The sequence below is a fragment of the Agromyces solani genome, assembly GCF_058349925.1.
On the sequence record NZ_JBYRER010000001.1, the window covers coordinates 369035 to 382383 of the forward strand.

Annotated in this window: 10 protein-coding genes; 5 read left to right on the forward strand and 5 right to left on the reverse strand. The window is 71.8% G+C overall.

What is annotated here, in order from left to right:
- Positions 1–320 precede the first annotated feature (320 nt).
- Positions 321–3965: a methionine synthase gene (gene metH / locus AC3RJ7_RS01765; protein WP_491455209.1), complete on the forward strand. Its 3645-nt coding sequence runs from the start codon at positions 321–323 to the stop codon at positions 3963–3965.
- A gap of 385 nt (positions 3966–4350) precedes the next feature.
- Here metH and AC3RJ7_RS01770 read toward each other — a convergent pair whose 3' ends face one another.
- The 3 genes from AC3RJ7_RS01770 to AC3RJ7_RS01780 form a co-directional block, all read right to left on the reverse strand.
- Complete coding sequence (locus tag AC3RJ7_RS01770; RefSeq protein WP_491454141.1) at positions 4351–5157, reverse strand: ECF transporter S component; 807 nt, start codon at positions 5155–5157, stop codon at positions 4351–4353.
- Positions 5154–7367, reverse strand: a complete 2214-nt coding sequence (locus AC3RJ7_RS01775; RefSeq protein ID WP_491454142.1) for an ATP-binding cassette domain-containing protein — start codon at positions 7365–7367, stop codon at positions 5154–5156. The genes AC3RJ7_RS01770 and AC3RJ7_RS01775 overlap by 4 nt, the downstream gene beginning before the upstream one ends.
- A gap of 123 nt (positions 7368–7490) precedes the next feature.
- Positions 7491–8060 carry a hypothetical protein gene (locus AC3RJ7_RS01780; RefSeq protein ID WP_491454143.1) on the reverse strand — a complete coding sequence of 190 codons (570 nt, stop codon included), beginning with the start codon at positions 8058–8060 and terminating at the stop codon, positions 7491–7493.
- Between the two features lie 183 nt (positions 8061–8243).
- Here AC3RJ7_RS01780 and AC3RJ7_RS01785 point away from each other — a divergent pair, with 183 nt between their 5' ends.
- On the forward strand, positions 8244–8816 hold the full coding sequence (locus AC3RJ7_RS01785) for a dihydrofolate reductase family protein (protein ID WP_491454144.1): 573 nt from the start codon (positions 8244–8246) through the stop codon (positions 8814–8816).
- A 49-nt stretch (positions 8817–8865) separates the two neighbouring features.
- On the opposite strand, the gene AC3RJ7_RS01790 is transcribed toward AC3RJ7_RS01785, so the two are convergent.
- Positions 8866–9726, reverse strand: coding sequence for an SDR family oxidoreductase (locus AC3RJ7_RS01790; RefSeq protein ID WP_491454145.1), 861 nt, complete (start codon positions 9724–9726; stop codon positions 8866–8868).
- A 100-nt stretch (positions 9727–9826) separates the two neighbouring features.
- Here AC3RJ7_RS01790 and AC3RJ7_RS01795 point away from each other — a divergent pair, with 100 nt between their 5' ends.
- The 3 genes from AC3RJ7_RS01795 to AC3RJ7_RS01805 all read left to right on the forward strand — a co-directional run bounded on the left by AC3RJ7_RS01795 (position 9827) and on the right by AC3RJ7_RS01805 (position 11292).
- On the forward strand, positions 9827–10201 hold the full coding sequence (locus AC3RJ7_RS01795) for a winged helix-turn-helix transcriptional regulator (protein ID WP_491454146.1): 375 nt from the start codon (positions 9827–9829) through the stop codon (positions 10199–10201).
- A 161-nt stretch (positions 10202–10362) separates the two neighbouring features.
- On the forward strand, positions 10363–10791 hold the full coding sequence (locus AC3RJ7_RS01800) for an Hsp20/alpha crystallin family protein (RefSeq protein ID WP_491454147.1): 429 nt from the start codon (positions 10363–10365) through the stop codon (positions 10789–10791).
- Positions 10792–10878: 87 nt separating this feature from the next.
- Positions 10879–11292, forward strand: coding sequence for a hypothetical protein (locus AC3RJ7_RS01805; protein ID WP_491454148.1), 414 nt, complete (start codon positions 10879–10881; stop codon positions 11290–11292).
- Positions 11293–11405: 113 nt separating this feature from the next.
- Here the strand turns inward: AC3RJ7_RS01805 and AC3RJ7_RS01810 are convergent, their stop codons facing one another.
- Entirely contained in the window at positions 11406–13334 is a 1929-nt protein-coding gene (locus AC3RJ7_RS01810; protein ID WP_491454149.1) for a hypothetical protein, read from the reverse strand.
- Between the last annotated feature and the right edge of the window lie 15 nt (positions 13335–13349).

A 13349-nucleotide genomic window follows, 5' to 3' on the forward strand; every position in this document is an offset into this window, starting at 1 on the left:
CACGGCGACGCGGCCCGCCGCCAGGCCCTTGAACAGGAGAATCCGACATGCACGCCCGAATACGGGGGTGCATGTCGGATTCTCCTGTCGAAGGCCCGTCGACGGACTCCCGGAGCGTGAGGTGAGCGCCCCTGACCCCGCGCGTAACGCGCCGCGCGGCGCGCGGGCCGCGTGACTACACTCGCGATGTGAGCCCCACCGCAAGTCCCGCCACGGGCGCGCCCAGATTCGACCTCGACATCGACCCGGTGCCGCGGACGGCCCGTGCCGAGGCGCTGCTCGAGGCGCTCGCGACCCGCGTCGTCATCGCCGACGGCGCGATGGGCACGATGCTGCAGCAGCACGACCTCTCGCTCGAGGTCGACTTCGAGGGGCACGAGGGCTGCAACGAAGTGCTCAACGTCACCCGGCCCGACGTCATCGGCGGCATCCACGACGCGTACCTCGCGGTCGGCATCGACGCCGTCGAGACGAACACGTTCGGCGCGAACTGGTCGAACCTGTCGGACTACGGCATCGACGAGCGCATCTTCGAGCTCGCCGAGGCGGGCGCGCGGATCGCGCGGGCGCGAGTCGAGGCATCCGAACGCGAAGACGGCCGCATGCGCTGGGTGCTGGGCTCGATGGGGCCGGGCACGAAGCTGCCGAGCCTCGGCCACACGACCTACGACCACCTGAAGCAGACGTTCGCGCTGCAGGCCGAGGGCCTCATCGAGGGCGGCGCCGACGCCTTCCTCATCGAGACGAGCCAGGACCTGCTGCAGACGAAGGCGGCGGTCAACGCCTGCAAGCTCGCGATCGTGCGGCGCGGCGTGCGGCTGCCGATCTTCGTCGAGGTGACCGTCGAGACCACCGGCACCATGCTCATGGGCTCCGAGATCGGGGCGGCGCTCACCGCGCTCGAGCCGCTCGGCGTCGACGCGATCGGCCTCAACTGCGCCACCGGCCCCGACGAGATGAGCGAGCACCTGCGGCACCTGTCGAAGCAGTCGCGGGTGCCGATCGCGTGCATGCCGAACGCCGGCCTGCCCGTGCTGGGCGCGAACGGTGCGCACTACCCGCTCACGCCCGCCGAGCTCGCGACTGCGCACGCGCAGTTCGTCGACGAGTTCGGGCTCGCGCTCGTCGGCGGTTGCTGCGGCACGACGCCCGACCACCTCGCGGCGGTCGTCGAGAAGCTCGGCGTTCGTCGGTCGAGTAGCGACGAAGGAGCGTATCGAGACCACGACCGGGCGGGAGGGCCTCGATACGGCGCCGGCGCGCCTACTCGACCGGCCGCTCAGCCCGAGGCGGGCGTCGCCTCGCTCTACCAGCACGTGCCGTTCCAGCAGGATGCGTCGTACCTCGCGATCGGCGAGCGCACGAACGCGAACGGGTCGAAGGCCTTCCGCGAGGCGATGCTCGAGGGCCGCTGGGACGACTGCGTCGAGATCGCGAAGTCGCAGACCCGCGTCGGTGCGCACCTGCTCGACGTGTGCGTCGACTACGTGGGCCGCGACGGCGTCGCCGACATCCGCGAGGTCGTGTCGCGGTTCGCGAGCGCGTCGACGCTGCCGCTCGTGGTCGACTCGACCGAGCCCGAGGTGATCCGCGCGGGGCTCGAGCTCATCGGCGGGCGCCCGGTCGTCAACTCGGTCAACTACGAAGACGGGGATGCCTCGACCAGCCGCTTCGGTCGCATCATGCCGCTCGTGAAGGAGCACGGCACGGCCGTGGTCGCCCTCACGATCGACGAGGAGGGTCAGGCCCGCACGGCCGACGGCAAGGTCGCGATCGCGTCGCGCCTCGTCGACGAGCTCACGGGCACGTGGGGCATGCGGGTCGAGGACATCATCGTCGACGCCCTCACGTTCCCGATCGCGACCGGCCAGGAGGAGACCCGCCGCGACGCGATCGAGACGATCGAGGCGATCCGCCGCATCAACGAGAAGTACCCGGGCATCAACACCACGCTCGGCGTCTCGAACGTCTCCTTCGGGCTCAACCCGGCCGCGCGCAGCGTGCTCAACTCGGTGTTCCTGCACGAGGCCGTCGAGGCGGGGCTCAGTTCGGGCATCATCGACGCCGCGAAGATCGTGCCGCTCGCGTCGCTCTCCGACGAGCAGCGCGAGGTCGCGCTCGACCTCGTGTGGGACCGCCGCGAGTTCGACGCCGACGGCAACGTGACGTACGACCCGCTCGCCCGCATGCTCGACCTGTTCGCGGGCGTCGACACGTCGGCGCTGCGCGACCAGCGCGCGGCCGAGCTCGCGGCGCTGCCCGTCGGCGAGCGGCTCGAGCGCCGCATCATCGACGGCGAGGGCAAGGGGCTCGACGCCGACCTCGATCTCGCGCTCGAGAGCGGCATGACCGCGCTCGGCATCATCAACGACCACCTGCTCGAGGGCATGAAGATCGTCGGCGAGCGGTTCGGCGCGGGTGAGATGCAGCTGCCGTTCGTGCTGCAGTCGGCCGAGGTCATGAAGAACGCGGTCGCGCTGCTCGAGCCGCACATGGAGAAGTCGGACGCCTCGGGCAAGGGCCGCATCGTGCTCGCGACGGTGCGCGGCGACGTGCACGACATCGGCAAGAACCTCGTCGACATCATCCTCACGAACAACGGCTACGACGTCATCAACCTGGGCATCAAGCAGCCGATCGTCGACATCATCAAGGCGGCCGAGGAGCACGACGCCGACGTCATCGGCATGAGCGGCCTGCTCGTGAAGTCGACCGTCGTGATGAAGGAGAACCTGCTCGAGCTGAACTCGCGAGGCCTCGCGAAGCGGTGGCCGGTCATCCTCGGTGGGGCGGCGCTCACCAGGACGTACGTCGAGGACGACCTCGCGGGCCTGTTCGACGGCCAGGTGCGGTACGCCCGCGACGCGTTCGAGGGGCTCGCACTCATGGAGCCGCTCGTGAAGATCGCTCGCGGCGCCGACCCCGATTCGGTCGGGCTGCCCCCGCTCAAGAAGCGCATCCACGCCTCGGGTTCGAAGCTCACGCTCACCGAGCCCGACCAGATGCCGGCACGGTCGGATGTCGCGACCGACAACCCGGTTCCGGCTCCGCCGTTCTGGGGCACCCGCATCGTGCGCGGCATCGCGCTCGCCGACTACGCCGCGTTCCTCGACGAGCGGGCGACGTTCATGGGCCAGTGGGGCCTCAAGCCCGGTCGCGGCGAGGACGGCGCGACCTACGAAGAGCTCGTCGAGCGCGAGGGCCGCCCGCGCCTGCGGTACTGGCTCGACCGCATCCTCTCCGAGGGGCTCTTGGATGCCTCGGTGGCGTACGGCTTCTTCCCGGTGGTGTCGGAGGGCGACGACGTCGTCGTGCTGCACCACGGCGACGACCCGACGGGCGTGCTCGGTGCGCCCGGGCTGCTCGCGCCCGACGGCGGTTCGCTGTCGCTCGTCGCGGACTCGGTCGGTCGAGTAGCGAGCGCCAGCGAGCGTATCGAGACCACCGAGGCTCCGGCGCTCGGCACCGATCGCCTGCGCTTCCACTTCCCGCGCCAGCGCCGCGACCGGCACCTGTGCCTCGCCGACTTCGTGCGCTCGCGCGAGTCGGGACAGGTCGACGTGCTGCCCGTGCAGCTCGTCACCGCGGGTGCGAAGATCGACGACTTCACCGCGAAACTCTTCGCCGAGAACAAGTACCGCGACTACTACGAGGTCAACGGCCTCGTCATGCAGCTCACCGAGGCGCTCGCCGAGTTCTGGCACGCGCGCATCCGCTCCGAGCTCGGCTTCGCGGGCGAGGACCCGACCGACACGGCGGGCCTCTTCAAGCTCGAGTACCGCGGCGCACGGTTCTCGCTCGGCTACCCGGCGTGCCCCGACATGGAGGACCGCCGCAAGGTCGTGGAGCTGCTGCGCCCCGAGCGCATGGGCGTCGTGCTCAGCGAGGAGCTGCAGCTGCACCCCGAGCAGTCGACCGACGCGTTCGTCTTCCACCACCCCGAGGCGAAGTACTTCTCGGTCTGAGCCCACCCGCTGGTCGAGTAGCGCCGCCGCTTGTCGAAACCCCACCCGCCGGTCGAGTGGCGCCGACGGGCGGCGGCGCCCCCGTATCAGAACCGACGCAGCGACCCGCGGGGAGCATCACTCCTGCGAGGTCGGCCACAATTCCACATGACCACACCCCGGGCGACCACATGACCACATGACCACACCCCGGGCGACCACATGACCACTCGGCCACACCCTCCACGAACGCGACTTCCACCCGAGTATGTGAACCGCGGGTGCCTGCAGCACCTCCGAACCGAGCCCGACCGCACGGGTGCCTTCGATACGCGTGCGCCTGCGTCGCGCAGTCGACCCAGCGGAAGGGGGCCGACTGCGTCGCGCGCGACCAGACCAGCGGAGATCAACCGCCGTTCAGGCGCACCCGCCGCAGCGCCGCGAGGGCCGCGGTCCCGAACACCGCGAGACCCACGACGGTCGTGATCGCACGCAGTGTGTCCCAGGTGAGGGTCGACGTGGTCAACGAGTACAGCCAGAACGATGCGAGGTTCTGCGCGAGCGGCGCCCCCGCCTCGTACGAGATGCCCGTGCCGCTGCCGATGGCGAACGGCCAGAACCACAGGTTCATGACGAGCCCGAACGCGTACGACGCGAGCACGCCGTAGGCGGCGAGCAGCACGATCTCGCCGATCCGCCCCAGTGCCCGGCCGCGCGGCAGCAGCCCGGCGCCCGCCCCGACCCAGGCGCAGGCGAACATCTGGAAGGGCGTCCACGGCCCGAATCCGCCGGTCATGGTCGACGACAGCGCGATCGCGAGCACCCCGAGCAGGAATCCGAACCGTGCGCCGAACACGCGCCCCGCGAGGATCAGCAGCACGAACACCGCCTCGACGCCGCCGACGCCGGTGCCCACGACGCGCACCGCCGCGGCGACCGCGGTGAGGGTGCCGAGCAGCGCGAGCGTCTTCGCCGACCGGAACCCGCCGTCGACCGCGAGCACGGCGACGATCGCGACGAGCGGCGCGAGCGCGAGCGCGGCCCAGGGGGCCGCGGCCTGCGCGTCGCTCGGCAGCGCGGGCGCGATGAGCGGCCACGCGAACGCCGCCGCCGCGGCGATGCTGCCGCCGACGAGCAACACCGTCGACCACGACGGCAGGCGTCGCCGGCGCCGCATGGCGACCGGGGCCGGGAAACCGGCGAGCGTGCTCATGCCGCACCTCCCGCCGGCGTCGGGGCTGGCGTCGGGGCGGGCGCCGCGCGTGCGAGCCGCCCGTCGACCATCGTGAGCTCGCGGTCGGCGATGCGGGCGGCGAAGCCGCGATCGTGGGTCGCGACCACGACGGTGCGACCCCGGTCGGCGATGAGTCGCAGCGCCCGCGCAAGCGCGGTCTGGGCGTTCGGGTCGAGTCCCCGGGTCGGTTCGTCGACGAGCAGCACGGATGCCTCGCCCGCCGCCTGCACGGCGATCACGAGCAGCCGCCGTTGGCCGGCCGAGAGGTCGCGCGGATGCCGCCCAGCGAGCTCGAGTCGGTCGGTCGAGTAGTGCGCGCCGCCGCGCGAATCGAGACCACCGGCTGGTCGGGCGCGCGACCGAAGCGCACGCGCATCGGGACTCGCGGCCGCGTCACGCTCGGCCACGGGAGGAGTTCGGTCGATCGGGAGGAGGCTTTCGCGGATTCCGTCCTCCCGATCGGCCGAAGTCCTCCCGAGCAGTTCGGCGAAGAGAGCCCAGGTCGTGCCGCGCTGGCGGTGCCCGGTGCGGTCGGCGCGCCGGCACTCTGCTGCGACCGTGTCGGCGAAGAGCAGGTCGTCGGATCGATCGGGCACGAGCACGACCCCGGGCGGTGTCGACCGGCGTCGGCGCCGGGCCGAGGCATCCACGTCGCCCGTGCGCACCGTGCCCGGCCGGGAGCCGAGCGCGATCGCGGTGAGCAGGCTCGACTTGCCGGCGCCGTTCGGTCCGCCGAGGGCGACGATCTCGCCGGGCGCCGCGGCGAACGAGACGTCGTCGACGGCGACCCGTTCGTCGTGTCGCACGGTGACGCCCTCCACGCGCAGTCCGCCGCCCACCCGCCGGTCGAGGAGCCCCGTCGCAGTCGACGCCTCGCGAGACCCCGTGAGCTGCGCTCGATCCTCGTGGTCTCGATACGGCGCCGGCGCGCCTCCTCGACCGACGGAACCCTCGACCAGCACCCCGTCCGAGATCTCGAGCCACCCGTCGGCCACCGTCGTGAACGCCTCGGCGCGGTGCTCGGCGACGAGCACGCAGACTCCCGCCTCGTGGGCGATGCGCCCGAGGAGCGCCGTGATGCGCGCCCGGGCGTCGGGGTCGAGGTCGGCGAGCGGCTCGTCGACGAGCAGCAGCACGGGCTGCTCGACGAGCGCGGCCCCGATCGCGACGAGTGCGGCCTCACCCGCCGAGAGGGTGCGCAGTTCGCGTCCGGCGAGGTGCTCGGCGCCGATGCGCGTCAGCACCTCGGCGACCCGGGCCGCGACGATGACCGACGCGACGCCGCGAACGGTCAGGGCGAACCCGATCTCGTCGTCGACGGTCTCGCTGGTGAACCCGAGCCTCGGGTCCTGCGCGACGACCCCCACGAACCCGGCGGTGTCGCGGGCGGGCACGGTGAGACGGTCGACGCCGCCGACGAGGATCGAGCCCGTCGCGAGTCCGCCGTCGACGTGCGTGTGCACGCCGCTCAGCGTGCCGAGCAGCGTCGACTTGCCCGACCCGGTCGGGCCCGCGAGCACGGTGAGCGTGCCGGGCTCGAGCCGCAGTTCGGGAACGGTGAGCGACCAGGCGCCCGGGATCGCTCCGGCCGTGGCATCCCGCCCCGCGCCGCCGCGGTGGGCGATCACCGCGTCGCGCACCTCGACGGGCTTCGCGCAGTCGCCCTCGACGCGGTGGGTCGCGGCGAAGCCGCGCACCTCCATCGCGGCGGCGATCGCGATCGAGCGTTCGATCGTGTGCTCGAGGATCGGCACGATGAGCGCACCCGCCCCGCGCTCGCCGCGCAGCCGTCGGGCGAGCCGCACCCGGCGCACGGCGTCGGCGAGGGCGGGGAACGTCGACCACGCGATCACGAGCGCACGGGCCGAGCCGGCGAGGGGTCCGCCGCGGGCGGCGCGGGCGAACACCCGTGAGACGTCGATGCACGCGTTGACCACGCCGAACGCGAGGATCACGAGCGCGATGGGCAAGGCGCTCACGACCGCGGCCCGCAGCCCGCCCGTCGTGATCGGCCCGAACATCGCGACGTGCTCGAACGGCGGAGCGAGCCGCACGACGGGCAGGTCGACGAGCACGACGCCGGGGCCGCCCGCACCCGCGAACAACGCCCGGTAGACGACCCGGGTCGCGACGAACACCGCCGCGAGCACGATCGCGAGGCGGAGCGGAGCGGGTCGGAACCGGAACATCGGGGTCAGGACATCAGGTCGGGGGCGTGCGGTCAAGAGGCGATCGCCGTGCTCGGTCGAGTAGCGACGAAGGAGCGTATCGAGACCACCGTGACGCGGAACCAGTGGTCTCGATACGCTTCGCTACTCGACCGACTCGGGCGAAGCCGGGGCGTCGTTGAGCGTGAAGAGCAGTTCGACCGCGTCGCCCGGCTGCAGCTCGAGGGTCGGCAGGCCCTCCTGCGCGTACGCCCACTCGCCGCCCGCGGTGCGCTGCCAGAGCGACCAGTACGCGAACGCGGCCGGCATCGACTCGCAGGTCTCGTGGTACTCGGTGCCGTCGGCGGCCGTGATGAGCGTGTCCTCGGCGGGCTCGCCGTTGACGCGGCAGACGACCTGGTCGCCCCACTCGACCGTCCCCTCGGTCGTGACGCCGGCCTCGTCGAGCGCGTCGGCCGCGAGGATCGGCCCGTCGGTGTCGACGCACGCCGCCGCATCGATCGGCTCGCTCACCTCGAGGTCGCCCGAGTCGACGATGACGGCGACGCCGGTGCACTCCTCGAGCACGGTCGCGGCGTCGGCGGTGGCTTCGGCCGTCGCGGCCGCGGTGGGCTCGGCGGTCCGGCCGTCGGAGCCCGACGGCGTGGCCGAGCAGGCGGCGAGGGCGAGCACGAGCAGGGGCAGGGCCGCGAGCACGGGCCGAAGTCGAGTCATCCTTCGAGCGTAGGCCGCGCGCACCCGCTGTGACGCCGCATGACCCGAGCCATCCGTCTCGTTCACGCGGCGACGCGCGGCCGGCGAGGAAATCCGGCCGCACTGTCGATATCGGTGCGGCCCGTTCGACGTCCAGAATGAAGGCGGATGCTCCGCCGCCACCGCAATCGGAAGGACAAGCCCATGCGCCCCATCATCGTGACCGCGTTCATCAGCCTCGACGGCGTCGTCGACTCGCCCGGCGGCGGCAGCCACCCGCGGGCGGGCTGGACGTTCAAGGACGTGCCGTTCGTCGAGGAGGCCTACGAGATCAAGGGCCGTGAGCAGCTCGAGGCCCGGGCGCTGCTGCTCGGCCGCGTGAGCTACCAGGAGTTCGCACCCGTGTGGCCCTCGATGGAGGAGGAGTTCGCCGAGTACAACGCGATGCCGAAGTACGTCGTGTCGACGACGCTCGACGAGTCCGACCTCGTGCCCGAGTGGCACGACACCAACCTGCTGCGTTCGATCGACGACGTCGCCCGGCTCAAGGAGGGCGAGGGCGGTCCGATCATCGTGCACGGCAGCGCGAGGCTCGCGCAGGGGCTCGCCGCCGCCGGGCTCGTCGACCGGTACCACCTCCTCGTGTTCCCGCTGCTGCTCGGCAGCGGCAAGCGCCTGTTCGCCGACGACGAGGACGCGTTCGCGAAGCTCGAGCTCACCGAGCACGAGGCCTACTCGAACGGCATCGTCAAGGTCGTCTACGACGTGGTGCGCTGACCTCTGCCGGTCGAGGAGCGCCCGACCCGGTCGGGCGCTCCTCGGGGCGTCAGGCGGCCAGTGCCGCGCGCAGCCCGTCGGCGAGCGAGGTCGTCGGGCGGCCGATGAGGCCCGCGAGCGTGTCGTTCGGCACGTCGAGCACGCCGCGGCGGATTCCGTCGTCGATGCCGGCGACGAACCCGGCGGTGCCGGCGTCGAGTCCGGCCGACTCGAGCGCGGCGACGTGCTGCTCGGTCGTGAGCGATTCGTACCGCACCTCGCGGCCGAGCACCTCGGACGCCGCGGCGGCGAGCTCGTCGTAGCTCCACGACGTGGACCCGGCGAGTTCGAGCACCCGGCCGACGTGGTCGTCGTCGATGAGCAGCACGGCGAGGCCCTCGGCGAGGTCGGCCCGGGTCGCGCTCGCGACGCGTCCGTCCGCGACGGACGCGGCGATGACGCCCGAGTCGGCCGCGCGCGAGACATCCGCTGCGTAGTTCTCGGTGTACCAGTTGTCGCGGGCGATGACCGCGGGAATGCCCGATGCGGCGATCGCCGCCTCGGTGGCGCGGTGCTCGGGCGCGAGCACGAAGTCGGCGGTCGCGGCCTGCGGGGCGCTCGTGTAGACGAGCTTCGCGACGCCGGCGGCCTTCGCGGCGTCGATGACGTTCTGGTGCTGCGCGGCGCGCTCGCCGAACTCCGTGCCCGAGACGAGCAGGACGGTGTCGACGCCGTCGAGCGCCGCGGCGATCGAGGCGGGCTCGGCGTAGTCGAGGCGCGCGGTGCGCACGCCGCGGTCGGCGAGGCCGGCGAGCTTCGCGGTGTCGCGAGCGGTCGCGACGATGTCGGCGGGGGCGACGCCGCGCGCGAGCAGCGCGTCGACGACGAGGCGGCCGAGCTGGCCCGAGGCGGCGGTGACGAGGATGGTCATGGGATTCGGTTCCTTCCGGTGAGGCGTCATCGAACTGCAACCGGATGCCTCGCGCCTGCCTTCCCTCGAATCGGTACCCACTTTTCAGTAAGGTACCCACATGGCGGTAAGTCTTGCTGAAATCCGGGAGAGCTCAGGAGAAGTTTTCACCGAGGGCTGCCCGACGCGCGTCGTGCTCGACCACATCATGAGCAAGTGGGGCGTGCTCGTGCTGCTCGCCCTCACCGATGGCACCCATCGCTGGGGCGAACTGCGCCGTGAGGTCGAGGGCATCAGCGAGAAGATGCTCGCCTCCACGCTGCGCACGCTCGAATCCGACGGACTCGTGGCGCGCACCTCCTATCCCGAGGTGCCGCCGCGCGTCGAGTACTCGCTGACGCCGCTCGGCTCCGAACTGATGGAGCGCATGCTGCCGCTCGTCGAGTGGGTCGCCCGCGAGGCGAACGGCATCGTCGGGGTGCCCGCCGCGGGGTGACGTCGGGGGCCGTGAGGCGTCGGGATGCTGCGGGGCGAGTTGGTTCGCTCAGCGCGAATCACACTTAGCACTCGCCCATGCAGAGTGCTAATCTAGATCTCGCGATGAGCGAGCATCGCTCATCTTCATCGGTCAATGGTGAACCGGAAGGAGACGAGACCATGGCCATGTTCTGGGATCCGTTCCGCGAGATCGACCGACTCGCGGAGTCCATGCTCGACGCGAGCCAGGGACCGCGGGTCATGCCGATCGATCTGTACCGCGATGGCGACCACTACGTCCTCGCGGCGGATCTGCCCGGGATCGACCCCGGCTCGGTGGACGTCGATGTCGACGGGCAGCTGCTGACGCTCCGCGCCGAACGAACCCTGCGTTCGGACGAAGCGGCGAAATGGCTCGTCCGCGAGCGACCGAGCGGGTCGTTCCTGCGCCGGATCACGCTCGGTGACGGCCTCGACACGGCCGGCATCAGCGCGCACTACGACAACGGCGTGCTGAGCGTGATCATCCCGGTCAGCGAACAGGCGAAGCCCCGCAAGATCGCGATCACCTCGGCCGGCAGCGCCGAGAAGCAGGTCACGGCGAAGTAGCGGCAGCGGCGGCGAGGGCTCGTCCCTCGCCGCCGCCGCGCTCTTCGATCAGTCGTCGAGCCGAGTGCTGTCGGCGAGAGGAAGGCCATGGCACAGACAGACACGGCGTGGCGCCGCTACGACTACGCCGTCTTTCCGATATTCCACGAGCGATTCGAAGAACGCTGGGGCGAGGGCACCGCTCCCTTCCTCGATCCCAGCGTGTACGACGAGAATCAGCCGCGCCCTCGCGCCCAGTGGGTCAACGTGGACACCGGAGCCGCTGTCGCGGTGGTGCCCGTCTGGGAGGAAGATCCATCGGCGCGTTCGTTCGCCGTGTTCTACCTCCCACCGCACGGCGGCATCTGGGTGCTCCGGCCGCAGGGCCTCGCCGGGTACATGGAGGCGCTGCCGTCGGGCCCACCACCCGACGATCGCGCCGTCGCTCTGCGCAACGACTCCTTCAGGAAGGCGGTCGAACACGCCGAGGAGTTCATCTACGGGCCGCGCGGCCGTGCATGAGCGCCGGCGCCGGACACGGTGCGGCGGCGCGCAGCGGTGCGGTGCCCGCGCGGTGCCGTGGGCGCACACGAGGGGCGGGGCCGATCCGGCCCCGCCCCTCGTGGGGAGTCGGGCTACTTCGCCTGGTGGGCGCGCACCCGGGTCGCGACGAACACCGCGGCACCCGCGGCGAGCAGGGCGAATGCCGTCCACCCGAGCACGTCGACGAAGCCGGCACCGGTCGAGGCGAGGCCGGCCGCCTGCGAGCCGTCGGCTCCGCTCGACCCGGAGGCGTCCGACCCCGCGTCGCCGGAGCCGGAGCCCGAGCCCGAGTCCGAGCCGCCCGAGTCTCCGCCCGGGGCCGCCACCGTCACCGGCGTCGAGGCGACCGTCACGCCGTCGATGAGCACGACGACCTCGTGCGCGCCGGGCGGCGTCGCGGACGGGATCGTCGCGTCGAGGGTGAAGGCGCCCGAGGCATCCGTGTCGACCGTGCCGAGCACCACCGGGTCGGAGTGCAGCTCGACCGAGAAGCCCTCCGTGCCGCCGGCGAGGTCGCTCGCCGAGACCGTGATGCGGCCGCCCGGGCGCAGGTCACCGCTCACCTCGACCGTGCCCTCGACGGTGGTCGGGTCGGTGGGCTCGGGGTCGACGGGCGGGTTCGAGGGGCCGGTCGTGTCGTCGCCGAGGCCCTCGAAGAACACGGCGAGCTCGGCGATCGCCTCGTCGGCGAAGGCGTACGCCGCAGCCTGCTTCTCGGGGTTCGGGTTCGTCGCGTAGCTGCCGGGGCGGTCGTTCACGTACCACCACTCGGTCATGTACTCCTTGTAGGTGCCGTCGCCGTTGTCGTGGATCCACTGGCGTGCGACCGGTGCGGCCCGGCCGTCGACCGTGTTGGCGCGGTCGTACTCGAGCAGGAACGGCACCTGCAGCTTCTTCGCGGTGGCGAGCGGCTGCGCGGTGTCGCCGCCGGGGTGGTAGTCCACCTGCTGGTAGGCGAGCTTCGGGTCGGAGCTCGGCTGGTACTGCGTCTTCAGGCCGGGCAGGTACTCGTTCACGAGATCGCCGTAGAAGTTCGCGAACGGCGACTTCGTGTCGCGGATGTGCAGGTGGTTGCCCGAGGCGCCGTCGAGGCGCAGGTCGAAGAAGTACACCTGCTCGACGTCGTTCGCGACGGCCTGCCGGTTGACCTCCTTCAGCACGGCGCGGGTGTTGTGGCACCACGTTCCGCCGAAGAACAGCACGACGTCGCCGTCGCTGTCGAGGAGGTTCACGAGCTCGGGGTAGGTCACGTTCCGCACGCGCCAGTCGGCGTCGGACTCGTCGATGATCGTGCCGGGGCCGTAGGCGTCGCCTGCCGGCACCTGCGCGACGTGCTTCGCGTCGACGACCTCGTCGTAGAAGGCGAACTGGCTGAGCGCGTCGAGCTGCGCGCCGTCGCCGATCACGGCCGCGACCTCGGCCTGGTAGGCGGCGCGGGCACCGGCATCGGCGAGCGAGCCCGCCGCGACCGGGGCGGTGAGCGCGCTCACGATGCGGTCCTCGGCGTCGCCCTCGGTGTGCGACTTGTCGTAGACGAAGAAGTACGGGTCGTCGCTGCCGTCGAACGGCGTCTGCACGTCCTTGCCGAGGTACGAGGTGACCAGTCGCGTCCACAGCGCGGCCACGTCGGCGTCGGCCGAGGTGCGGATGTCGACGCCGCCGCCCGTGAGGTCGGGGTTGAAGGTGTACACCGTCTCGACCCCGGCGGCCTGTGCCGCGGCGTCGATCGCGCCCACCGTCTCGACGGTGCGCGCGTCGTCGGGGCCGCCGATCAGGAAGGCGAACCGCCCCTCCTGGTTCAGGAGCCACTCGAACCGCTCGAAGGTCACGGTCTCGATGACGCCGTCGGTCAGGCCGTAGGTGTCGGCGAGGTAGTCGACGGTGTCGATCGAGGCGCCGGGCGGTGCGGCTGCGGCGGGCGCGGCGAGCAGCGTGTCGGCGCCGATGAGGCTCGCGCCGGTCAGCGCGAGGGTCGCGGCGATCGCGGCTGGGCGCGCTCGTCGACGGGTGGGCGTGTTCACGTGGGTTCCTTTCAT